We start from the raw sequence: 23,133 nt of genomic DNA, 5'->3' as shown, positions 1-23,133 counted from the left end.
AGATGAGGGTAGCAATGTCTTGGCGTTTATTGATCGCAACGCTTCTGGTCGCCCTGGGCGCAGCCGCCTGGGGCGGTATTCAACTGGGTGACTGGCTGGTGGCGCATGCCCCGCAGGCCGCGCCCGCGCCTGGCCAGGAAGGCGACGCATCGCAGCAACCCGTTCTCGACGCCAATGGCCGGCCCTATGTCGCGCAGCCTCCCCAGCCGCGCGTCGACGGCACGCTGGGCGTGCCGGACCAGCCCGCCAGCCGCGACTGGGCGGTGAACACCGTCTCGCTGTTCGACACCGCCAGCGACCCAGCGGTACAGATCTCCCGCGACAGCATCACCATGGACCGCGCGCGCGAGATCGCCGCCAATTCCGATGTGCCGCTGCCTTCGGGCAACTCCGACGTCACCACGCTGGACCTGCAGGCGCTGGGCGGCCAGGCGCCGATCGTGCCGCAGGAAGCCATCCCCTCGTCCGGCATGCAGCAGAACCCCGCGGCGGTCGCGCAGGTCGCGCCGCAAACCAACCGCGCCGGCGGCGGCAACTGGCAGGACGCGCTGCGCCGCGAACTGGCCCACTGCGCCACGCAGGGCTTCTTCGAGCGCCCCAGTTGTTCCTGGGCGGCACGCAACAAGTACTGCGCGCCCAACCGCGCATGGGGCACCATGGCCGAGTGCCCGCGCCGTCCCGATTGACCGCACGCTGCCGGCCGCAATGCAAAGGGCGCACCATACGGTGCGCCCTTTTTCATGCCATGGCCGCCGAGGCGGCCACGATGCTTCAGCCGTCGACTTCCATCTGGCTTTGCAGGTAGTTCTGCAGTCCCACCTGGTCGACCAGGCCGATTTGCGTTTCGAGGTAATCGATATGCTCTTCGGTGTCGTCCAGGATGTCCTGGAACAGATCGCGCGACACGTAGTCGCGCACCGACTCACAGTGCGCGATGGCTTCCTTGACGGTCGCCTGCGCGGCCTGTTCCAGCTTCAGGTCACAGGCCAGCAGTTCCGGCACGTCCTCGCCGATCAGCAGCTTGTGCAGGTCTTGCAGGTTGGGCAGGCCGTCGAGCATGAAAATGCGTTCGATGAGACGGTCGGCGTGCTTCATCTCGCCGATGGACTCTTCATACTCATGCTTGCCCAGTTTGTTGAAGCCCCAGTGGCGCAGCATGCGGGCATGCAGGAAATATTGGTTGATTGCCGTCAGTTCGTTGGTGAGTTGCTTGTTGAGGAACTGGATGACGGTTTTATCGCCTTTCATGATGTACTCCTGGCAGACAGGCGCGTAAAGCTGGCGCGCAGTGACGCGCATGCGCCCAGCACATGCGCAACCCCGGCAGACTAACATCGCTTGCGCCTTGACTGCTAGCCCAAGGGCGCATTTGATGAACAGCGATGCAAGCGCAATCTGAAAGCGTCAAGACAATGAGAATGAGTATGCGTATTCGACAGGCCGCATGCGCGCGCCATGCCTGATGCGGCTTGCGGCGCCATGCGCGCCGTCAATTGCGGCGCGGCGCGCGCGGCAGGGCCGCACGAATGCGATGTGCACGCATGGCGCCCGCGCCCCTGGGCGCGCCGTTGGTGCGCGGCAACAAATCAGGCCGTGCCGCGCTCCCGGCGTGTCGCAAGCCAGATCCCCAGTGCAATCGGCACGATGCCCAGCAGGTCCAGGCGCGAGACCGGCTCGCCCAGCAAGGCCCAGCCGAACAGCAGGCCCAGGGGCGGCATCAGGAAATGCAGGGCGCTGGCCGACGTGGCGCTGGCGCGGCCGAGGATCAGGAACCACAGGTAATAGCCGCCCATCGATACCGCCACGACCATGTAGGCCATGCTGCCGACCAGGCTCGCGGTCAGGCGCACATCCGCCGCGCTCTCCAGGCTCAGCGCCACCGGCAGCAGCGCCAGCCCGCCCGCCAGCGACTGCACGCCGGTTGCCGTCCACAGGCCGGCGGCCGGCGCCAGGCGCTTGTACAGCAGCGTACCGGCGACCAGCGCGAGCAGCGCGCCGCCGGCCAGCAGGGTGCCGTGCAGGTCTTCATGCATGCCGGACAGGCGCGAGCGCAACACCAGCGCCACGCCCGCCAGCCCCAGGCACAGGCCCGCCAGCTTGCGCCAGGTAAGCCGCTCGCCCAGCACCGGTGCGGCGAGAATGCCGATGAGCAAGGGGTTGGTGCTGATGAGCACCGCCATGAAGGCCGATGACACCGTGGTCAGGCCGGTCCAGCTCAGCCCCAGGTAGAGCGCATTGTTCAGCACGCCCAGCAGCGCCAGCATGGCCAGCTCGCGCGGCGCCGGCAGGCGCCACCCCGCGCCCAGGCGGGCCACCGCCAGCAGCAGCACGCCGGCAAGCAGGAAACGCGCGCTCAACAACACCAGCGGCGGGCCATCGTGCACGGCGATCTTGGCCGCGGCAAAGGCCGAACTCCACAACAGGCAGAACATGGCGATGGCAGCCCAGGGCGCAGCCGCGCGGTCCGGCGCGCCACGCCAGGCGCGCGCCGCTACCGCGGCCGATGTGGTCTTCATGATGGCTTCCCGTTGCCGGCCGCCGGCGGCGACCCAAGCCTGCATTCTGCGAGCCGCCTGACTCATTGACAAATTCTTTATTCGGATCAAAAGTATTTGAAAAACCGATGCATCTGCCGGAGCGAACCGCCATGGACCTGGACCTGCTGCACAGCTTTGTTTCCGTCGTCGACGCCGGCGGCTTCACGCGCGCCGGCGAACGCGTGCACCGCACCCAATCGACCGTCAGCCAGCAGATCCGCAAGCTGGAAGAGGGGCTGGGATGTGCGCTGTTCATACGCGAAGGGCGCGGCGTGCGGCTGACCGAGGACGGCGAACGGCTGCTGGGCTATGCGCGGCGCATGCTGGCGCTTTCGAACGAAATCCGCGAAGTGGTCAGCGGCGAGCGGCGGCTGGAGATCGTGCGGCTGGGCCTGCCCGACGACCTGGCGGTCACCCGGCTGACACACATGGTGGCCGACTTCGCCCGTCGGCACCCGCAAGTGCGGTTGTCGATGCGCTGCGATCTGAGCGCCAACCTGCACCGGGCCCAGGCTCGCGGCGAGCTGGACCTGGTCCTGCTCAAGCGCGAACCCGGCGCCGGCCCGAGTCTGGCGGCCTGGCCCGAGCGCCTGCACTGGATGTGCGCCGCCGGCAGCCCCGCCACGCTGCCCGACCCCATTGCCCTGGTCGCCTTTCCACAGGGCTGCCAGTACCGCAACCGCGCCATCCATGCGCTGGAGAGCGCCGGCCGGCGCTGGCGCATCGCATACGAAAGCCCCAACCTGTCGGGACTGCAGGCGGCGGTGGAGGGCGGATTGGGCGTGGCCTTGCTGGAACAACGCTGCCAGACGCCCGCGATGGCGCGCTGCGACGCCTTGCTGCCGCGTCCGGCGCCCAGCGAGCTGGCGCTGTGCATGAGCGATACGGGATCGCGGGCGGTGCACGAACTGGCCCGCCTGATCATGGACTTCTGTGGGGACGATAAATTGCGCCAGGCGGCATGAGCCGGCTGGCGCAAGACGCCGCGTCGCTCAGGCGACGGCGACGAGGGGAATCGGAAAGCCGTTGGCCGCCGGTTGGGGGGTGCCCACGGGCTCGAGCGCCGCGGGCGGATTGACCGGAACGGCGACCGAGCGCACTTCGCACACGCTCGAGGCCCGCCCGCCGGGCAGGTACTCGGTGGCGGTTGCCGCGCAGCAGCCGCAGCACGTGGCCACGCCCAGCTCGAACTGGAGATCGCCCAGCGTAGCCGCGCCCGCGTCCACGCAGGCGCGGACTTGGCGTTCGGTAACGGCATTACATATGCAAATGTACATGAGAACAATTATCGGCAATTATTCTGTCACGCGCAAGCCATCCTGAGCGGCAAATTTGCAACGAATCCCGCAGCTAACTGCTTGAAATCAGGGACGAATTAGGAAACGCCCTAACGACCCGCCGCATGGGCCTTGCGTAGCGTCGCTGGCGCAATCCGCAGCGCCTCGCGGTACTTGGCCACCGTGCGGCGGGCAATGACGATGCCCTGGTCGGCCAGGCGCTGCATGATCTGGCTGTCCGACAGGGGCTTGGCGCGATCCTCGTCGGCCACCAGCTGGCGGATCACCGCCTGCACCGCGGTGGCCGAGGTGGCGTCGCCGCCGTCGGTGGACACGCCCGCGCCGAAGAAGCGCTTCAGCTCCAGCGTGCCAAACGGTGTGAGCATGTACTTCTGCGTCGTGGCCCGCGAAATGGTCGATTCGTGCAGATCCAGTTCGCCGGCGATGTCCTTGAGGATCAGCGGCCGCATGGCCGCCGGCCCCTGGCTGAAGAACGCCTGCTGATGCGCCACGATCGCCTGCGAGACGCGCAGGATGGTGTCGAAGCGCTGCTCCACGTTGCGTATCATCCAGCGCGCCTGTTGCAACTGCGCCTGCAGGCCGGCGTTGCCGCCCTGGCGCGCGCCCCCCAGCACCTGCGCATAGACGGCATTGACGTGCAGCCGCGGCACGACGGCGCTGTTGAGCACCGCCTGCCAGCCCTGGCGCGTACGGCGCACGATCACGTCGGGAATGGCGTAATCGGCCGCCGGCACCGTCCAGGCGCGGCCCGGCCGCGGCTCCAGGCGCAGGATCAGCGCATGCGCAGCGCGCACGACCGCCTCGTCGCATTGCACGGCCTCGCGCACGCGGGCCACGTTGCCGGTGGCCAGCAAGGGCAGGTGCTGCGCGCAGATGCGCCGCGCACAGGCCAGCACCTCGGCGTCGGCCGCCTCGGGCAGACGCGCCAGATCGGGCTGGCGCAGTTGCAGCTGCAGGCATTCGGCCATGTCGCGCGCGCCGATGCCCACCGGGTCGAACGATTGCAGCAATGTCAGCACCGCGCGCAGCTCGTCCAGGTCGGCCTCCGCCTCGGCCGGCAGCCAGGTCAGGATTTCTTCCAGGGGCGAATCCAGGTAGCCGTTCTCGTCCAGTTCGTCGATCAGCAAGCCGCACAGCGCCGCGTCGCGCGGCGCGGCGCGCGTCAGCGCCAACTGCCCCAGCAGGTGCTCGCGCAGGGTATCTGGGCGCGCCGCCTGCGGCAGGTCGCTGTCGTCGTCGGGATGGACGCCGCCCGAACCGGGCATCTCGTCCAGGCGCAATTCGGTGTCCGGCGCCTCGTCGGCCTCGACCGAGGCCTCGCGCTCGGGGTCGGCCTGCTCCTCGCGCGCCGGGTCTTCGTCGCGTTCCAGCAACGGATTCTCGGCCAGCGCCTGCGACAGTTCGGCCTCCAGCTCCAGCGACGACAGCTGCAACAGCCGGATCGACTGTTGCAGTTGAGGGGTCAATGTCAGGTGTTGACCAGGACGAAGTTCTAGCGCGGGACGAGTCATAGGTACAATATTTTGCATGATGAATCCCACTTCGCCCGAACGCATCCGCCAGGATGGCCGCCTGATCGGCCAGGCCTTGTTGAAACTGGCGCTACCCCGCCTGATATTCCGGGTCGTGGTGATCGCCATCGTCGCCGTCATCTGGCTGCTCGTGGCCGCCTGGCTGCTGGCCTTCGGCAAATCGCTGTCGTTCGAGGGCATGCATGCCCTGGGTCAGCAGACCGTCGACATGCTTACCCGCGTCAACCCCTACTTCTGGTGGGGCGTGGTGGCGATCTGGTCGCTGATCGTGTTCTTCTCCTTGCGCGCCTGGCTGGGATCGAGCATCGCCGCCGGCCGCGCCGCCGTGGTACCCACCGACGTGCTGTCCGACCTGGCTCCGCGGCTCTCGCCGGAGGTCCTGGACGTGCTGCGCTGGGTCTGGGGCGAGCGCGACGAGCCGCTCACCGTGGGCGATCTGCAACGCGCCCACACCGAGCTGCGGCATAACCGCATCGGCAAGATCGCCATGGTGCGCGAGCAGTCCGGCATCCTCGACGCGCCGGCACACCGGCCGGCGCCCGATGAGCGCCCCGGCGCGGCGCGCCATGCCGAGCCGCGGATTGTCGAGCCGCGCGCGGTCGAGCCCAGGCTGGCCGAACCGCATATCGGACCGGCGCGCTGAGCGCCTGGACGCCTCCCGGACCGGCCTGACGGCGCGCGCTGGCGCGCCGTTTCCATTTGCGCTGCGCCGGGAAATGTGTTTGACTATAGGTTATGGCCGCTCAACGCACCCTCCTCGCGATTGCCAACGACCGCTCCAATGCGGCCGTGGCCGGCCTGCGCCCCGCGGTGTCCCCCATCGCCCTATCGCTACTACGCCTACCGATCGGTTGCCGGGCCTAGTGCCCCGTGGTAGCTCGGCAGCCGTACGCTCGCCACACGCGTTTTCCCCCGTTTTACTAAACTGAATCCGGCCGGTTCACGGCCAAACTGCCCGCGAAACGACCAACGCAAAGCAGTGGGCCAGCCCCATGCACGGCCGTCACCATGGCCGACGCAGTTACCGCTGGCTCTACGGGATTCACAAGAAACCGATCGAGGTGTACTGATGATGCTCGCCAACCCCGCTACCAAATACGTACCGTTCCAACCCTTTGCGCGCGACTTCGCCGAGCGCACCTGGCCCAGCCGCCGCATCACCCAGCCGCCCATCTGGATGAGCACCGACTTGCGCGACGGCAACCAGTCGCTGATCGAGCCCATGAGCGTCGAACGCAAGGTGCGCTTTTTCGAGCAACTGGTGAAGATCGGCTTCAAGGAAATCGAAGTGGGCTTCCCGTCGGCATCGCAGACCGACTTCGACTTCGTGCGCAAGCTGATCGATGAGAAACGCATCCCGGACGATGTCACCATCATCGTCCTGACCCAGTCGCGCGAGGATCTCATCAGCCGCACCGTCGAGGCAGCCGCTGGCGCCAGGCAGGCCATGATCCACCTGTACAACGCCTGCGCCCCGGCTTTCCGCAAGATCGTGTTCAACATGAGCCGCGACGAGATCAAGAACATCGCGGTCACCGGCACGCGCATGGTCAAACAGTACATGGCGAAGTACCCGCAAACGCAATGGCGCTACGAGTACTCGCCCGAAGTGTTCAGCACCACCGAACCCGAATTCGCGCTCGACGTCTCCAACGCGGTGGCCGAGGAGTGGGACGCCACGCCGCAGCGCAAGATGGTGCTCAACCTGCCGGCCACCATCGAGGCGACATCGCCCAACATGTACGCCGACCAGATCGAGTGGATGCACAAGAACCTCACGCGCCGCGACAGCATCGTGTTGAGCGTGCACCCGCACAATGACCGCGGCACCGCCGTGGCGGCCGCCGAATTCGCCGTGATGGCGGGCGCCGACCGCATCGAAGGCTGCCTGTTCGGCAGCGGCGAACGCACCGGCAACGTCGACCTGGTCACGCTGGCGCTCAACCTCTATACGCAAGGCGTGCACCCCGGCCTGGACTTCTCCGACATCGACGAAGTCCGCCGCTGCGCCGAGTACTGCAACCAGTTGCCGGTCCATCCGCGCCATCCGTACGCCGGCGACCTGGTCTTCACCGCCTTCTCCGGCTCGCACCAGGACGCCATCAAGAAGGGCTTCGCGCAGCAACAGGCCGACGCCCCCTGGGAAGTGCCCTACCTGCCGATCGACCCGGCCGACCTGGGCCGCAGCTATGACGCCGTCATTCGCGTCAACAGCCAGTCGGGCAAGGGCGGGGTGTCGTACCTGCTCGAACAGGAGCACGGCCTGGTTCTGCCGCGCCGCCTGCAGATCGAATTCAGCCGCGCCATCCAGCGCGTTACCGACGAAACCGGTCGCGAGGTGTCCTCGGACGACGTCTACACGATCTTCGACAGCGAATACCTGGCGCAGCAGCAGCCCTGGCAGCTGGTCCGCCACCGTATCGATGGCGATCCGTCGGCCGGCGAGGGCAAGCACTTCAGCATCGAAGCCGAGCTCAGCTTCAACGGCGAGCGCCGCATCGTGAAGGGTAGCGGCGACGGCGCGATCTCGGCCTTCGTGGCGGCGCTGGACGTGCCCGTGCGCATCATGGACTACCACGAGCACGCCATCGGCACCGGCACCGACACCCGCGCCGCCTGCTACGTGGAAATGCGCGTCGGCGATTCGCCCACCGGCTTCGGCGTAGGCATCGACCGCGACATCGTCACCGCCTCCTTCAAGGCCGTGCTGAGCGCCGTCAACCGCCATCACAACGCCACCGAGCAAGCCACCGAAGCGCAAGCCGTCGCAGCCTGACCCCTCGGGCGCCAGTCCCGCATCGGGACTGACATCTGCGGCAGCGTGTGCCTGTCCCCACTGGGACAGGCACACCGTCGCAGGCCATGAACGGTTGACTGCCAGGATGGTATCGGTCCCTGTGGGGACTGGCGCCTGCCGACCCCCGGCCTGCCTCCCGTGGAGGCAGGCTCCCGCCCGCTGGCGTCAATCCGCCGCCAACACCCCGTATATCCAGCGCGCGATCGCCAGCAGGCGCTGATCGTCGCGAAACCCGCCCACGACCTGCAATCCCACCGGCAAGCCCTGCGGCCCTTGCGCGAACGGCAGGTGCACGCACGGCACGCCGAACAAGGTCCAGGCCCGGCAGAACAGCGGATCGCCGGTGCCCTGGTCATAGAACGGCGCCTCCCCGGTGGCGCTGGGCGCCAGCAGCACGTCGTAGCGACGTAGCCATTCGGCCACTTTCGCGCGCGCCTGCCCCGCCTGCGCCAGGTGGGCCAGGTATTGCTCGGCGGTCAGCGCGGCGCCGGCCTCCAGCATCGCCGCCAGCTTGGTGCTCAATTGCGATGGGTGGCGGATGCGCTCGAAAGCCAGCGCCTGCGCGGCCTCGTAGGCCATCACGTCGCTATGCAGCTGCACCAGCCCGCAATCCTCGTTGGGCGGCGGCGCCAGCTCCTCCACGACAGCGCCAGCCTGCGAAAGCGCACGCGCGGCGCGCTCGAACGCTGCGCGCGTTTCGGGCAGGGTATGGCGCCATTGCGGGCTGCGAAACATGGCCACGCGCGGCGCGCCGTCGTAGCGCAACTCGCGCAGCCGCGCATCGCGCATCAACACCGAGGCCAGCAAGGCCACGTCGTCGATGCTGCGCGCGAACATGCCCACGGTATCGAGCGTTTCGGCCAGCGATTTCAGGCCGGCGCGCGAAATGCGCCCGAAGCTGGGCTTGTAGCCCACCACGCCGCAGTACGCGGCCGGCCGTATCACCGAGCCGGCGGTTTGCGTGCCCAGCGCCAGCGGCACCATGTCGTCGGCCACGGCCGCGGCCGACCCGCTGGACGAACCGCCCGGCGTATAGGCCGTGTTGCGCGGATTGCGCGTGGGACCGGGATGGTAGGTGGCGAACTCGGTGGTGGCCGTCTTGCCCAGCACCAGCGCGCCCGCGTCGCGACACAGCGCGACCGCGGCGGCGTCGGCGCGCGGCTGATGCGATTGGTAGATGCCGGAGCCATAGGCGGTGGGCAAATCGACGGTGTCGAACATATCCTTCACGCCCAGCGGCAGGCCGTGCAGCACGCCGCGTACGGGGCCGCGGTCGAGTTCGCGCGCGGCGGCCAGCACGGCATCCGGACGCAGCGCGGTCCAGGCCTGGACTTCCGGCTCGCGCTGCTCGATGCGCGCCAGACAGGCGCGCGCCAATTGCTCGGCCGTCAGGTCACGCCGGTTCAGCAAGCGCGCGGCTTCGGACGCGCTGATGCGATTCAGGTTCATCGCTACCCCCATTCCCCAATGATGTCTTTATGCACGACTCGGATTGCAACATGCGCGGCGCCGCAATATTTGTTTTCGGAACGCGCGCGCCGCGCTTCGAGTGTAGAAGCAACCCGGCGCGTGGCGCAAAACTTGCGGCACTGCACGATGCAATATCGTTGGCGCTTCGGGAAATTTCGACTAAGGTGGCGCCGTGACACATCGTTGTCATGCTGCATGCCTAGAATGAAATCGTTTTCATCGTGACAATTCCTCGCGAGGCAAGCCGTGAGCCGCAAGCCGCCAGGCCGACCATCCATCATCGAGATCGCCCGCAAGGCAGGCGTGTCTCCCGCCACGGTATCGCGCGCCTTCAACCAGCCCGCGCTGCTCAAGCCCGATACGCTCGCGCACATCGAAGCGGTCGCGCAGCGCAGCGGTTTCCGGCCCAACCGCGTCGGCCGCAGCCTGCGCGCCGGCCGCTCGCGCACCATCGGCCTGCTGCTGCCCACCCTGACCAACCCGGTCTTCGCCGATTGCTTCGAGGGCGCCGAGCAGTATGCGCGCCGCGCCGGCTACAGCGTGATGATGGCGACGACCAGCTACCAGCCGGCGATCGAAGCCGACGCCGTGCAGGCGCTGATCGACCATCAGATCGACGGCCTGATCCTGACCGTCGGCAACCCTGCCCGCAATGCCACGCTGCAAGCCCTCGAACAGGCGCAGGTGCCGCATGTGCTGGCCTATAACGAATCGGGGTCGCACCCTTTCGTATCGGTCGACAACCGCGCCGCCGCGCGCGACATGGTGCAGCGCCTGGCCGATCTGGGCCACCGCCGCATCGCGCTGGTGACCGGGCCGCTGGCCGCCTCGGACCGGGCGCGGCGCCGCCTCGAAGGCGCGCGCGCCGCGGCCCGCGCGCTGGGGCTGGAGCCGGTGGCGCACCTGGCCATGCCCACGCACACCGCCTCGGACCTGCCCACCCTGCGGCAGGCCGTGCGCGCCGCCCATGCCCCTACCGCGCTGTTCTGCTCCAACGATCTGCTGGCCACCGCCGTCATCGCGCACCTGGTCGAACTGGGCCTGCGCGTGCCGCGCGACATCTCGGTGTGCGGGTTCGACGGCGTGGCGATCGGCGCATTGATGGTGCCCACGCTGTGCACCGTCGCGCAACCGAGCCGCGACATCGGCGCGGCCGCGTGCGCCCGGCTGCTGGCCCACATGGAACAGGGCGTGCCGATCGAATCGGCGCGCCTGCCCTATCGCATCTTCCCCGGCGGCACCGTTGCCGCCGCCCCACGCCCCGAAGAGGAACCCTCACCATGAAACGCATCATCCAGGCCGCGTTGCGCGGCACGCTGCTGGCGTTGGCGATCGGCGCCGGCGCCGCCCAGGCGCAGAACGCCATCTGCTACAACTGTCCGCCCGAATGGGCCGACTGGGCCACGCAACTCAAGGCCATCAAGGAAGCCACCGGCATTACGGTGCCAGGCGACAACAAGAACTCGGGGCAGGCATTGGCATCGATCGCCGCCGAAAAGGCCAATCCCGTGGCCGACGTGGTGTACTACGGCGTCACGTTCGGCATCCAGGCCGACAAGGATGGCCTGGTGCAAAGCTACAAGCCCGCGCATTGGGACGCGATCCCCGACGGCATGAAGGACCCCGATGGCAAGTGGTTCGCCATCCATTCCGGCACGCTGGGCTTCATGGTCAATGTCGACGCCTTGCGCGGCAAGCCGGTGCCCAAGTCGTGGGCCGACCTGCAAAAACCCGAGTACCGCGGCATGGTGGGCTACCTGGACCCGGCCTCGGCCTTCGTCGGCTACGTCGGCGCCGTGGCGCTGAACCGCGCGCTGGGCGGCACGCTGGACAACTTCGACCCCGCCATCGACTGGTTCAAGAAGATGCGCGCCAACCGGCCCATCGTGCCCAAGCAGACCGCCTATGCGCGCGTACTGTCGGGCGAAATCCCGATCCTGATCGACTATGACTTCAACGCCTATCGCGCCAAGTACAAGGACGAGGCCAACGTCGACTTCGTCATCCCGGCCGAAGGCACCATCGCCGTCCCGTACGTGATGAGCCTGGTGGCCAACGCGCCGCATGCGGACAACGGCCGCAAGGTGCTGGACTTCACGCTGTCCGAGCGCGGCCAGGCCATCTGGGCCAATGCCTTCCTGCGCCCGGTCCGCGCCGAGGCGATCTCGGCCGAGGCGCAGAAGAAGTTCCTGCCCGCCAGCGAATACGCGCGCGCCGGCACGGTGGACTACGTGAAGATGTCGGCGGCCCAGCGCGGCTTCTCCGAACGCTACGCCAAAGAGGTGAACTGATATGCGGCGCCGCGGATGGCTGTTGTTCGCCGCGCCGGCCGCGGCGCTGTTCCTCGCCTTCTGGCTGCTGCCCATGGCCAGCCTGGCGCTGACCGGCGCCACCGTCAAGGAGGGTCACTCGGCGTATTACATCGTGGTCACCAGCCCGCAATACTGGCGCAGCCTGTTCAATACCGTGACGCTGTCGCTGGTCGCGACGCTGGCCACGCTGTTACTGTCGCTGCCGATCGGCCGCTTCCTGGCCTGGCACCGCGAGTTCCCGGGACGCCGCGCGCTGGTGGCGCTGCTGATGTTTCCGCTGGCGTTTCCCGGCGTGGTGGTGGGCTTTCTGATCATCCTGCTGGCCGGCCGGCAGGGCGTCATCGGCTCGCTGACCGAATGGATGACCGGCGAGCCCATGGTGTTCGCCTACGGCATGGGCGGGCTGTTCCTGGGCTACCTGTATTTTTCGCTGCCGCGCACCATCGGCATGATTTCCGCGGCGGCGCAGCAGATCGACGTCAGCCTGCTGGAGGCGGCCCGCACGCTGGGCGCGCGGCCGTGGCGCCGCTTCGTCGATATCGAGCTGCCCGCGCTCACGCCCGCGCTGCTGGGCGCCGGCGCCATGAGCTTCGCCACCAGCATGGGGGCTTTCGGCACGGCGTTCACGCTGGCCACGCAGATCGACGTGCTGCCTTTGACGATCTATAACGAATTCACCAACTACGCCAATATTCCGGTGGCGGCGGCGCTGTCGATCGTGCTGGGCCTGGCAACCTGGGCGGTGCTGTATGCCGCGCACAGCCTGGCCGGCGCGCGCGCCGGCGCGGGCGCTTGAGGGAGGCCGGCATGTCCGCGATGTACTCCAAGACCGACGCCCGCCTGGGCCTGACCGTCACGCTGGCGGTCGCCGCGTTCCTGATCGGCCCGGTGGTGCTGTCCGTGCTGGCCGGCCTGACGCGCAACTACTTCGTGGGCCTGGAAAGCGGCCTGACCCTGCGCTGGGTGATCGAAGTCTGGGACCTGTACGCTGATACGATCTGGCGCTCGTTCGCCGTGGCGCTGCTGACCCTGCTGGTGTGTACGGTGACCGGCGTGCCGGCGGCCTGGGTCCTCACGCTGCACCACGGCCGGATGGCGCGCGCGCTCGAAGAGCTGCTGACCCTGCCGGTGGCCGTGCCGGGGCTGGCCTCGGCGCTGGCGCTGATCGTGTCCTGGGGCACGGTCAGCGGCCTGCGCGGCAGCATCTGGTTCATCGTGATCGGCCACGTGCTCTTCACGCTGCCCTTCATGGTGCGGGCCACCCGCGCCAGCATGGCCGGCGCCGATCTCGCCACACTGGACGAAGCCGCCGCCACGCTCGGCGCGTCCCGGCTGCGCCGCTTCCTGACCGTGGTCGTGCCCAACGCGGCGCCGGGCATCGTGACCGGCGCGCTGACCGTGCTGACGCTGTCTATCGGCGAATTCAATCTGACCTGGCTGCTGCATACGCCGTTGACCAAGACGCTGCCGGTCGGCCTGGCCGACAGCTACGCGTCCATGCGGCTGGAAATCGCCTCGGCCTACACCCTGGTGTTCCTGCTGATGCTGATGCCGCTGCTGGTCGGCCTGCAATGGCTGGCCGCCCGCGGCGAACGCAATGCCACCAATGCTCCCATTACCAACGAGAAGACCGCAACATGAGCGCCTCTGTATCGATCACGCTGGAAAACTGCGCCAAGACCTGGCCGGACGGCTCGCGCGCGCTGCAGGCGCTGGACCTGCACATTCCGGGCGGCGAGATTCTCGCGCTGCTGGGGCCCTCGGGCTGCGGCAAGACCACGCTGCTGCGGCTGATCTGCGGCCTGGAGCAGCCCGACGCCGGCACCCGCATCCTCTATGGCGACGAAGACGTCACCGCGCTCGCCCCGGAAGCGCGCGGGGTCGGCGTGGTGTTCCAGAGCTATGCGCTGTTTCCCAACATGACGGTGGCCGACAACGTCGGCTACGGATTGCGCGTGCGCGGCATGGCCGAGGAGGCGCGCACCGCGCGCGTGCGGCAGATGCTGGAGCTGGTGCAGCTGCAGGCCCTGGCCGGACGCCGCATCTCGCAGCTTTCCGGCGGCCAGCGCCAGCGCGTGGCGCTGGCGCGCGCACTGGCCATCGAGCCGCGCGTGCTGCTGCTGGACGAACCGCTGACCGCGCTGGACGCCAAGCTGCGCGAGCACCTGCGCGTCGAGCTGGCGCAGATGCTGCGCGGGCTGGACATCACCACCATCATCGTCACGCATGACCAGGACGAGGCCATGATGCTGGGCGATCGCATCGCGGTCATGTCGGCGGGCCGGCTGGAACAGATCGGCCATGCCGAAACGCTGTACCGCGCGCCCGCCACCGATTTCGTCGGCGAGTTCCTGGGCACGCTGTGCCGCGTGCGCGCGGCCACGCGCGACGGCCTGCTGGTGGCCGGCGACGAAGCGCTCGCATTCCGCCCGCATCACGCCCGCCTGCAGGCGCCGTGCGATGGCGCGCTGCACGCGCGCGTGCTGGCCCGCTTCTTCCTGGGCGGCTCGGTACGCTACGAAATCGGCCTCGACGACGGCCAGCAGTTCGCCGCCATCGCGGCGCCCGACAGCGCCTATCAGACCGGCCAATCCGTCAGCGTGGTGCTGGCGGCCCATTGAATTTCCTGGAACATCGAACGCCATGCTCATCGCCCAAATCAGCGACCTGCACATCCGCATGCCGGGCCAGAAGGCCTATCGCGTGGTCGAGACCGACCGCTACCTGCCGCCCGCCGTGGCGGCGCTCAACCGCCTGGATCCGGCGCCCGATCTGGTCATCGTCAGCGGCGACCTGACCGACTTCGGGCGGCCGCAGGAATACGCGCACCTCAAGCAGATGCTCGACGCGCTGCGCGCGCCTTACCATGTGCTGCCGGGCAACCATGACGACCGCGTCCAGCTGGCCGCCACCTTCGCCGACCACCCTTACTTGCGCGAGGCCGGCGAGTTCGTGCAATACACCATCGAGGAGCACCCGCTGCGCTTCATCGTGCTCGACACGGTGGTGCCGCAACAAAGCCATGGGGCATTGTGCGAACGCCGCCTGCAATGGCTGGCGCAGCGGCTGGCCGAACAGCCCGGCCGCCCGACCGTCGTCGTGATGCACCATCCGCCGTTTCGCACCGGCATCGCCCACATGGATGCCATCGGGCTGCTGGCCGGCGCGCGCGAGCTGGAAGCCCTGCTCGCACGCCATTCCAACGTCGAACGCGTCATGTGCGGCCATTTGCACCGCACCATTTTCCAGCGTTTCGGCGGCACGATCGCTTCCACCTGTCCCAGCCCGGCCCACCAGGTCGCGCTGGATCTGCGGCCCGACGGTCCGTCCGCGTTCGTCATGGAGCCGCCGGGCTTTCACCTGCACGAATGGCGCGACGGCGCGCTCGTGACGCACCACGCCTATATCGAGAGCTATCCGGGGCCGTATCCGTTCCACGAGGGCGGCGAGCTGATCGACGAATGAAACGGACGCCGCCGCTGACATGGCGGCGTCATGTTTGCACCGCAGAATGAAAAGGATTTCATTTGCGGCCAGAATTGAGCTTCCGCGCAACAAACAAGAATTGGCATGTCTCATCTCGTTCTGGACGACCTCACCAAGCAATACGGCGAAGCCGCCGCGATCTCCGGCGTCAGCTTCACGGCGCCGGCCGGCAGCTTCACCGTGCTGCTCGGCCCCTCGGGATGCGGCAAGTCGACCACGCTGCGCATGATCGCCGGGCTGGATACGCCCACCTCCGGCCGTATCCGCATCGGCGACCGCGACGTCACCGACCTGCCGCCGGCCAAGCGGCGCATCTCGATGGTGTTCCAGTCGTATGCGCTGTTTCCGCACCTGAGCGTGCGCGAGAACATCCTGTTCGGCCTGAAGGTGCGCAAGGAGCCCGCGCGCGACCACGAACGGCGGCTTGCGCGCGTGGCCGGCCTGCTGGGCCTGCAGGCCTTGCTGGACCGCAAGCCGGCCCAGTTGTCGGGCGGCCAGCAGCAGCGCGTGGCGCTGGGCCGCGCGGTGATCTCGGAGGCGCCGGTATGCCTGATGGACGAGCCGCTCTCGAACCTGGATGCGCAGCTGCGCCATGACATGCGGCGCGAAATCCGCGCGCTGCAGCAGGAACTGGGCATCACCATGGTGTATGTCACGCACGACCAGACCGAAGCCATGAGCATGGCCGACCAGGTGGTGCTGATGCGCGGCGGGCGCATCGAGCAGCTCGACACGCCGGACGGCCTGTACGCGCGGCCGGCCACCGAATTCGCGGCGCGCTTCATCGGCACGCCCCCCATGAACCTCATCGCGCTGGACGCGCACGACGGCCGGCCCGTCATCGCCGGCACCCAGGGGCCGGCCCTGGCGAACGCGCCGGCCGGCGCCGCCACGCTGGGCCTGCGGCCCGAGCACATCCGCATCGAGGCCGACGGCGTGCCGGCCGTCATCGAAAGCGTGGAGTATTTCGGCGCCGATTCGGTGGCGGTATGCCGCCTGGGCTCGTGCGGCGGCGTGGCGGTGCGGGTCAATGGCCACCTGCGCAGCGCGCCGGGCACGACGGTCGGCCTGGCCTGGCCCGACGAACGACAGCATTTCTTCGCCGCCGACGCGGCGGTTCTGTGAACCTCCGGACGCACAGCGCGCCGATTTTTTAGGAAAGCCCCCATGCGACGCCTAGTTCTCAAAACCCTCGCCGCCGGCCTGGCCGGCGCCTTCCTGGCGCTGCCGGCGCAGGCGCAACAGCCCGTCGAAGTCGAGTTCTACTATCCGGTGGCCGTGGGCGGCCCCATCACCAAGATCGTCGACGACATGGTGGCGGATTTCCACAAGGAGAACCCCGACATCCGCATCAAGCCCATCTACGCCGGCACCTACCAGGATTCGATCGCCAAGGCCCTGACCGCGTTGAAGGGCGGCACGCCGCCGCAGCTGGCCGTGCTGCTGTCGACCGACATGTTCACGTTGATCGACGAAGACGCCATCGTGCCCATCGACGGCCTGGCCAAGAGCGACGCGGACAAGAAATGGCTGGGCGGTTTCTACGACGCCTTCATGCAGAACAGCCGCACCGGCGGCCACGTATGGGGCGTGCCGTTCCAGCGCTCGACCATCGTCATGTACTACAACAAGGACCTGTTCAAGCAAGCCGGCCTGGATCCCGAGCGCGCGCCGGCCACCTGGGACGAGCTGGTCGAGTACGGCAAGAAGCTGACCAAGAAGGACGCCAACGGCAACGTGTCGCAGTGGGGCGTCAAGATCCCGTCGGGCGGCGCCTTCGCCTATTGGCTGTTCCAGGCGCTGACCACGCCCAATGACGCCATCCTCATGAACGAGGAAGGCAGCCAGGTGTACCTGGACAAGCCGGCCGTGGTCGAGGCGGCGCAGTTCTGGCAGGACCTGTCGGTCAAGCACGGCGTCATGCCCAAGGGCACCATCGACTGGGGCACCACGCCCAAGGACTTCCTCGAGAAGAAGGCCGCCATCGTCTGGACCACCACGGGCAATCTCACCAACATCCGCAAGAACGCCGACTTCCCGTTCGGCGTGGCGATGATGCCCAAGAAAAAGCGCGGCGGCAGCCCCACCGGCGGCGGCAACTTCTACATCTTCAAGAGCGGCACGCCGGCGCAACAGCAGGCCGCGCTGAAGTTCGCCCAGTGGGCCACCACGCCCGAGCGCGCCGCCGACTGGAGCATCGCCACCGGCTACGTGGCGGTGACGCCCGCTGCCTGGCAGACCGAGCGCATGAAGAAGTACGCCGAGGAGGTGCCGGCGGCCACGGTGGCGCGCGACCAGCTGGAAGTCAGCGTGGCCGAGTTCTCCACCCACGAGAACCAGCGCGTGACCAAGGTGCTCAACGATGCGCTGCAGGCCGCGCTGACCGGCTCCAAGACGCCGCAGCAGGCCCTGACGGACGCGCAGCGCGAAGCCGATCGCGTACTGCGCTCGTACAAGTGACGCGCAGCGCATGAGCCGCACGACGCAAGCGGTGTACGGCTGGCTGCTGTTGCTGCCAGCCGTCGTCCTGCTGGCCGCCTTCACCCACTACCCGGCGCTGGCCACGCTGTGGCACAGCTTCTTCTCCACCCCCAAGGGGAGCAGGCCGGCGCGCTTCGTGGGGCTGGAGAACTACGCGCTGCTGCGCGACGATCCGGTGTTCTGGCAATCGCTGTGGAACAACCTGTGGTTCGCGCTGGGCACCATACCGACCTCGATCGCCATCGCGCTGGTCATGGCGCTGTGGGTCAACGGCAAGCTGCACGGCCGCGGCTTCCTGCGCATGGCGTACTTCACGCCCACCGTGCTGCCCATGGTGGCGGTGGCCAACATCTGGCTGTTCTTCTACACGCCGCAGTACGGACTGATCGCGCAAGTCATGCAGTGGTTCGGCCTGGCCGGCCCGAACTGGCTGGGCAACCGCGACACCGCCTTGCCGGCGCTGATGATGGTGACCGTGTGGAAGGAGTCGGGTTTTTTCATGATCTTCTACCTGGCCGCGCTGCAGACCGTGTCGCCCTCGCTGCGCGAGGCCGCCATGCTCGAAGGCGCTTCGCGCTGGCAGTATTTCCGGCGGGTGCTGTGGCCGCTGTTGATGCCGACGACATTGTTCGTGCTGGTCAACGCGCTGATCAATGCGTTCCGGCTGGTCGACCACGTCGTGGTCATGACGCGCGGCGGCCCCGATAACGCCAGCACGCTGCTGCTGTTCTACATCTACCAGGTCGGCTTCAGCTTCTGGGACACCGCCTACGCGGCCACGCTGACCGTGGTGCTGCTTGCCGTGCTGGCGGCCACCGCGCTCATCAAGTTCCGCTGGCTGGACCGCAGGACACACTATCAATGAACCGCAAGCTGGATACGCTCGGGGCCTGGCTGCTGGGCCTGCTGTGGATACTGCCGCTGGCCTACGCGGCCTGGGCGGCGTTTCATCCGCCGGCCTACGCCACGCGCTTCGACCTGCTGGCCCCGCTGACGCTGGAAAACTTCGCGCGCGCCTGGCATGCCGCGCCTTTTCCGCGCTATTTCCTCAACACCTTCCTGCTGGTGACCATGGTGCTGGCCGCGCAGCTGGTGCTGTCCACGCTGGCGGGCTATGCCTTCGCGCGCTTCGAGTTCCGCGGACGCGACTTCGTGTTCATGCTGGTGCTGCTGCAGCTGATGGTCATGCCGGACGTGCTGCTGGTGGAGAACTACCGCTCGATGAGCCTGCTGGGGGTGCGCGATACGGTGTTCGCGGTCGGATTGCCGTACTTCGCCTCGGCCTTCGGCATCTTCCTGCTGCGCCAGACGTTCAAGACCGTGCCGCGCGAACTGGAGGAGGCTGCCCGGGTCGAGGGCGCCAGCCCCTGGCAGGTGCTCATGAAAGTCTACGTGCCGCTGGCGCGTCCCATCTACGTGGCCTACGGCCTGGTGTCGGTCAGCCACCACTGGAACAACTTCCTGTGGCCGCTGATCATCACCAACTCGGTCGAATCGCGCCCGCTCACCGTCGGCCTGCAGGTGTTCTCGTCCACCGACCAGGGCATCGACTGGTCGGTCATCACCGCCGCCACGCTGCTGTCGGCCGCGCCATTGCTGGTCGGGTTCCTGCTGTTCCAGCGCCAGTTCGTGCAGTCGTTCATGCGCGCGGGGATACGCTGAAGGAGCACGGGAGCCAGTCCCCCTGCGGACACAGGCTCCCAAAGTTTGCGGGAGCCAGTCCCCCTGCGGGGACAGGCTCCCGGGTATGGTCAATGGCCGACCATCAGCCCGGGCAGGTCCACCACGATGCGGCCCTTGCCCAGGGCCAGGGCGGCCTGTTCGGCGAACTCGTGGCTTTCCTTGGCATCGCCCGACAGGGTGTCGTAGCCCAGCGCATCGGCCACGCCCAGGATCTTGTCCAGCAGCAGCACCTTGCCGCTTGGGCGCAGCGGCTCACAGCCCAGCATTTCCCAGGCGCTGTCGAACCAGTCGCGCGCGGCGGCCGCCGCCTGCGCCGAGGGCTCGACGTCGACGGTCAGGTCGACGGTGCGGCGGGCATCGAAAACAACGGTCACTTCGCTGCGCATCGACGGATCTCCTGGTGGCGGCGCGGGGACATCCCCGCGCACAGTATGGGCAAGAACCCGCGTGGAAAATGTCAGGCTTGCGACATTGCGCTACCAGCCGCGCGAGACTTCCCAGGTCAGGTCGGCCCCGGCCGCGGCAGTCTTCCTCATCATGTCCAGCAGCGGAAAGGCGCGCTGGTGCAGGCCCACGGCGCGCTCGATCGGATGCACCGGTTCCTTGTCGGGATGCGGCTCGTCATCGTCGGCCGGGCCGCGGTCGGCGGCGGCAATGGCGCGCTCCAGCCCGGTGATGGCCGATTGCAGCTGGTCCGCGGTGAACACGCCGCGCTCGGGAATGGTGTCGCGAAAGCTCTTGCCGGCGGCGCGCAGCAAGGGCGCGGCATCGTCGGTGCGCATGAGAACCTCGGCCGCGACCTTGGAGTGGAATGTAATGAGCATGTTGCGGACTCCCATACGGATAATTTCATACACTACCGCAAGCTGCGCGGGCTGCCAACTGCACGGCCCGACACCCCGATACGATCACGGACGGCCGGATTGCAGCCCAATTCAGCTATGATCTAGGCATCTTCCATGACCGTCATGACTGCCGGTACGTCCCGCGTCGCCGACCGTCCCGCTTGCGCGGACACCGCCGCCAGACGCCAGGGCGGCCGCCCGGCGGGCCCGCCCGCCCCGCGGCGCGCCAGACCTGCCGCCGCCACTTACCATTCTGCCGATTGCCCATGCTCCTCGAGCAACAAAAACAACTGATTTCCCTGATCCAGGCCGCCGTCGCGCAATGCCTGCCCGAGGCGCAAGCCCAAGTCCAGCTCGAGCGCCCCAAAGTCGCGGCGCACGGCGATATCGCCACCAACGTGGCCATGCAGCTGGCCAAGCCGGCGCGCCGCAACCCGCGCGAACTGGCCCAGGGCATCGTCGATGCGCTGATGGCGCAGCCGCAGGCGCGCGAACTGATCCAGGACGCCGAGATCGCCGGCCCGGGCTTCATCAATTTCCGCATCACCCCGGCCGCCCGGCAGGCGGTGGTGCAGGCGGTGGCCAGCCAGGCCGACGCCTACGGCCGCGCGCCGCGCAATGGCGAGAAAGTGCTGGTCGAGTTCGTCTCGGCCAACCCGACCGGCCCGCTGCACGTCGGGCACGCCCGCCAGGCAGCGCTGGGCGATGCCATCTGCCGCCTGTATGACGCCAGCGGCTGGGACGTCACCCGCGAGTTCTACTACAACGACGCCGGCAACCAGATCGACAACCTGGCCATCAGCGTGCAGGCGCGCGGCCGCGGCATCGCGCCGGACGCGCCCGACTACCCCGCCGACGGCTACAAGGGCGATTACATCGTCGATATCGCGCGCGATTTCGCTGCGCGCAAGTCGGTGCAAGCCTCCGACGGCCAGCCGGTCACGGCCACCGGCGACGTCGACAGCCTGGACGATATCCGCGCCTTCGCGGTCGCCTACCTGCGCCGCGAGCAGGACCTGGACCTGCAGGCTTTCGGCCTGGCCTTCGACAACTACTTCCTGGAAAGCAGCCTGTACGCCTCGGGCCGCGTCCAGGAAACGGTCGACACGCTGGTCGCCAAGGGCCACACCTACGAGGAAGGCGGCGCGTTGTGGCTGCGCACCACCGAGCTGGGCACCGGCGACGACAAAGACCGCGTGATGCGCAAGAGCGAGGGCGGCTATACCTACTTCGTGCCCGACGTGGCCTATCACAAGGCCAAGTGGGAGCGCGGCTTTCACCACGCGGTCAATATCCAGGGCAGCGACCACCACGGCACCGTGGCGCGCGTGCGCGCCGGCCTGCAGGGACTGGAAGCCGGCATCCCGAAGGATTTCCCTGCCTACGTGCTGCACAAGATGGTCAAGGTGATGCGCGGCGGCGAGGAGGTCAAGATTTCCAAGCGCGCCGGCAGCTACGTCACCATGCGCGACCTGATCGACTGGGTCGGCCGCGACGCGGTGCGCTATTTCCTGATCCAGCGCCGCGCCGATACCGAGTTCGTGTTCGATATCGACCTGGCCCTGTCCAAGAGCGACGAGAATCCGGTCTACTACATCCAGTACGCGCACGCCCGCATCTGCACCATGATCGGCAATTCGGGCGCGAGCGCCGAGCAGATCGCGCAGGCCGACGCGGCCTTGCTGACCGCGCCGTCCGAATACGCGCTGCTGCAGCGCCTGGCCGAGTTTCCCCAGGTAGTGGCACTGGCCGCGCACGAGCTGGCGCCGCACCACGTGGCGTTCTGGCTGCGCGATTGCGCCGCCGACTTCCACGCCTGGTACAACGCCGAGCGGGTGCTGGTCGACGACGAGGCCCTCAAGCTGGCGCGCCTGCGGCTGGCCGCGACCACGCGCCAGGTGCTGGCCAACGGGCTGGCCCTGCTGGGCGTCTCGGCCCCGGACCGGATGTAACCCCCGCACATGGCCACCAAGCGCAAATCGACCCGACGATCCAAGGAACGCGGCAGCACCATGTACGGCGTGCTGGCCGGCCTGCTGATCGGCCTGATCGTCGCGGCTGCCGTCGCGTTCTACGTGACCAAGGCGCCCATGCCGTTCGTCGACCGGGCCACCCGCCAGCCCGACCAGGGCAAGCTGCCCGATCCGCGCAACGCGCCCGATCCCAACCAGGGGCTGTACGGACGCGACGGAGCGGCCGGCACGCCGCCCACCGGACCGACCGCCACCGCGCCTTCGCCGCTGCCGGGCGTGACGCCCGGCGCGCCGTCCCGGCAGCCGGACGACCTGGGCGCGCTGATCGCCACCCTGCCCAACCTGGATCGCGCTCCCGCCCCGGCGGCCCCGACGGCCAAGCCCGCCAAGCCGGCGGCCCCCGCGGCCAGCGCGGCGCCCGCCGCGCCAGCATCCGGCACCTATTTCCTGCAGGCTGGCGCGTACCGGGTGCTCGAAGACGCCGAAGCCTTGCGAGCGCGCATCATCCTGCTGGGATTGCCGGTAGTCATGCAACGGGCCGAGGTCAACGGCGTACAGGTCAACCGGGTGCGCGTCGGCCCGTTCGGACGCCTCGACGACATGAATCGCGCCCGCAGCAGGCTGGGCGAGAACGACATCAAGTCCACGGTGGTGCGACAATGAGTCGCCATGGAACTTCCCCGCTACGTCCGCAGTCTGTAACGCTTTAACTCAGGAAT

23 protein-coding genes are annotated in these 23,133 nt (G+C 68.1%); 16 read left to right on the top strand and 7 right to left on the bottom strand.

Annotated elements, in window-relative coordinates; genetic code table 11:
- Nucleotides 1–2: 2 nt before the first annotated feature.
- Nucleotides 3–686, top strand: a complete 684-nt coding sequence (locus tag CAL11_RS00365) for a hypothetical protein (protein WP_080699941.1) — start codon at nt 3–5, stop codon at nt 684–686.
- Between the two features lie 85 nt (nt 687–771).
- On the opposite strand, the gene bfr is transcribed toward CAL11_RS00365, so the two are convergent.
- Nucleotides 772–1,248, bottom strand: a complete 477-nt coding sequence (gene bfr / locus CAL11_RS00360) for a bacterioferritin (protein WP_003815898.1) — start codon at nt 1,246–1,248, stop codon at nt 772–774.
- A gap of 338 nt (nt 1,249–1,586) precedes the next feature.
- Nucleotides 1,587–2,516, bottom strand: coding sequence for a DMT family transporter (locus tag CAL11_RS00355; RefSeq protein ID WP_086094484.1), 930 nt, complete (start codon nt 2,514–2,516; stop codon nt 1,587–1,589).
- A 107-nt stretch (nt 2,517–2,623) separates the two neighbouring features.
- On the opposite strand from CAL11_RS00355, the gene CAL11_RS00350 reads away from it, so the two are divergent.
- Nucleotides 2,624–3,502 (top strand): LysR substrate-binding domain-containing protein, encoded by an 879-nt coding sequence (locus CAL11_RS00350; protein ID WP_033466910.1) that lies wholly within the window; start codon nt 2,624–2,626, stop codon nt 3,500–3,502.
- A 27-nt stretch (nt 3,503–3,529) separates the two neighbouring features.
- Here the strand turns inward: CAL11_RS00350 and CAL11_RS00345 are convergent, their stop codons facing one another.
- Together CAL11_RS00345 and rpoN are read right to left on the bottom strand one after the other, a co-directional pair.
- Complete coding sequence (locus CAL11_RS00345; protein WP_003815905.1) at nt 3,530–3,832, bottom strand: (2Fe-2S)-binding protein; 303 nt, start codon at nt 3,830–3,832, stop codon at nt 3,530–3,532.
- 92 nt (nt 3,833–3,924) lie between these two features.
- Nucleotides 3,925–5,364, bottom strand: a complete 1,440-nt coding sequence (gene rpoN / locus CAL11_RS00340; protein WP_050458203.1) for an RNA polymerase factor sigma-54 — start codon at nt 5,362–5,364, stop codon at nt 3,925–3,927.
- Between rpoN and CAL11_RS00335 the strand changes: the two genes are divergently transcribed.
- Both CAL11_RS00335 and leuA read left to right on the top strand, forming a co-directional pair.
- Nucleotides 5,363–6,010, top strand: a complete 648-nt coding sequence (locus CAL11_RS00335; RefSeq protein WP_086091803.1) for a hypothetical protein — start codon at nt 5,363–5,365, stop codon at nt 6,008–6,010. The two genes, rpoN and CAL11_RS00335, sit on opposite strands and share 2 nt — an antisense overlap.
- Nucleotides 6,011–6,436: 426 nt before the next feature.
- The gene (gene leuA / locus CAL11_RS00330; RefSeq protein WP_033466914.1) at nt 6,437–8,143 is read left to right on the top strand and encodes a 2-isopropylmalate synthase; all 1,707 of its coding nucleotides are present in this window, start codon (nt 6,437–6,439) and stop codon (nt 8,141–8,143) included.
- A gap of 186 nt (nt 8,144–8,329) precedes the next feature.
- Here leuA and CAL11_RS00325 read toward each other — a convergent pair whose 3' ends face one another.
- Entirely contained in the window at nt 8,330–9,613 is a 1,284-nt protein-coding gene (locus CAL11_RS00325; RefSeq protein ID WP_086091802.1) for an amidase, read from the bottom strand.
- A 267-nt stretch (nt 9,614–9,880) separates the two neighbouring features.
- On the opposite strand from CAL11_RS00325, the gene CAL11_RS00320 reads away from it, so the two are divergent.
- The 10 genes from CAL11_RS00320 (at nt 9,881) to CAL11_RS00275 (ending at nt 19,575) form a co-directional block, all read left to right on the top strand.
- Nucleotides 9,881–10,918: a LacI family DNA-binding transcriptional regulator gene (locus CAL11_RS00320; protein WP_086091801.1), complete on the top strand. Its 1,038-nt coding sequence runs from the start codon at nt 9,881–9,883 to the stop codon at nt 10,916–10,918.
- Nucleotides 10,915–11,925 (top strand): ABC transporter substrate-binding protein, encoded by a 1,011-nt coding sequence (locus tag CAL11_RS00315; RefSeq protein ID WP_003815914.1) that lies wholly within the window; start codon nt 10,915–10,917, stop codon nt 11,923–11,925. The genes CAL11_RS00320 and CAL11_RS00315 overlap by 4 nt, the downstream gene beginning before the upstream one ends.
- Nucleotide 11,926: 1 nt before the next feature.
- Complete coding sequence (locus tag CAL11_RS00310) at nt 11,927–12,742, top strand: ABC transporter permease (protein ID WP_033466922.1); 816 nt, start codon at nt 11,927–11,929, stop codon at nt 12,740–12,742.
- 11 nt (nt 12,743–12,753) lie between these two features.
- Nucleotides 12,754–13,587, top strand: coding sequence for an ABC transporter permease (locus CAL11_RS00305; protein WP_080699942.1), 834 nt, complete (start codon nt 12,754–12,756; stop codon nt 13,585–13,587).
- The gene (locus CAL11_RS00300; RefSeq protein WP_086091800.1) at nt 13,584–14,567 is read left to right on the top strand and encodes an ABC transporter ATP-binding protein; all 984 of its coding nucleotides are present in this window, start codon (nt 13,584–13,586) and stop codon (nt 14,565–14,567) included. The genes CAL11_RS00305 and CAL11_RS00300 overlap by 4 nt, the downstream gene beginning before the upstream one ends.
- Before the next feature lie 22 nt (nt 14,568–14,589).
- Nucleotides 14,590–15,411, top strand: a complete 822-nt coding sequence (locus CAL11_RS00295; RefSeq protein WP_033466928.1) for a phosphodiesterase — start codon at nt 14,590–14,592, stop codon at nt 15,409–15,411.
- Between the two features lie 105 nt (nt 15,412–15,516).
- On the top strand, nt 15,517–16,557 hold the full coding sequence (locus tag CAL11_RS00290; protein ID WP_086091799.1) for an ABC transporter ATP-binding protein: 1,041 nt from the start codon (nt 15,517–15,519) through the stop codon (nt 16,555–16,557).
- 42 nt (nt 16,558–16,599) lie between these two features.
- Nucleotides 16,600–17,892: an ABC transporter substrate-binding protein gene (locus CAL11_RS00285; RefSeq protein WP_033466932.1), complete on the top strand. Its 1,293-nt coding sequence runs from the start codon at nt 16,600–16,602 to the stop codon at nt 17,890–17,892.
- 10 nt (nt 17,893–17,902) lie between these two features.
- Complete coding sequence (locus CAL11_RS00280) at nt 17,903–18,778, top strand: carbohydrate ABC transporter permease (RefSeq protein ID WP_033466934.1); 876 nt, start codon at nt 17,903–17,905, stop codon at nt 18,776–18,778.
- Nucleotides 18,775–19,575, top strand: coding sequence for a carbohydrate ABC transporter permease (locus tag CAL11_RS00275; protein ID WP_033466936.1), 801 nt, complete (start codon nt 18,775–18,777; stop codon nt 19,573–19,575). Before CAL11_RS00280 ends, CAL11_RS00275 begins: the two co-directional genes overlap by 4 nt.
- Before the next feature lie 89 nt (nt 19,576–19,664).
- Here CAL11_RS00275 and CAL11_RS00270 read toward each other — a convergent pair whose 3' ends face one another.
- Both CAL11_RS00270 and CAL11_RS00265 read right to left on the bottom strand, forming a co-directional pair.
- The gene (locus tag CAL11_RS00270; protein ID WP_086091798.1) at nt 19,665–19,982 is read right to left on the bottom strand and encodes a hypothetical protein; all 318 of its coding nucleotides are present in this window, start codon (nt 19,980–19,982) and stop codon (nt 19,665–19,667) included.
- A gap of 90 nt (nt 19,983–20,072) precedes the next feature.
- Entirely contained in the window at nt 20,073–20,420 is a 348-nt protein-coding gene (locus CAL11_RS00265) for a DUF1840 domain-containing protein (RefSeq protein ID WP_033467035.1), read from the bottom strand.
- A gap of 287 nt (nt 20,421–20,707) precedes the next feature.
- Between CAL11_RS00265 and argS the strand changes: the two genes are divergently transcribed.
- The gene (argS, locus tag CAL11_RS00260; RefSeq protein WP_033466940.1) at nt 20,708–22,393 is read left to right on the top strand and encodes an arginine--tRNA ligase; all 1,686 of its coding nucleotides are present in this window, start codon (nt 20,708–20,710) and stop codon (nt 22,391–22,393) included.
- A gap of 9 nt (nt 22,394–22,402) precedes the next feature.
- The gene (locus tag CAL11_RS00255) at nt 22,403–23,077 is read left to right on the top strand and encodes an SPOR domain-containing protein (protein WP_033466942.1); all 675 of its coding nucleotides are present in this window, start codon (nt 22,403–22,405) and stop codon (nt 23,075–23,077) included.
- Nucleotides 23,078–23,133: the final 56 nt, after the last annotated feature.

Origin of the sequence: Bordetella genomosp. 6, assembly GCF_002119705.1 — a bacterium.
GTDB classification, from domain to species: Bacteria; Pseudomonadota; Gammaproteobacteria; order Burkholderiales; family Burkholderiaceae_B; genus Bordetella; species Bordetella bronchiseptica_F.
This window is presented reverse-complemented; position numbering and strand designations above follow the sequence as displayed.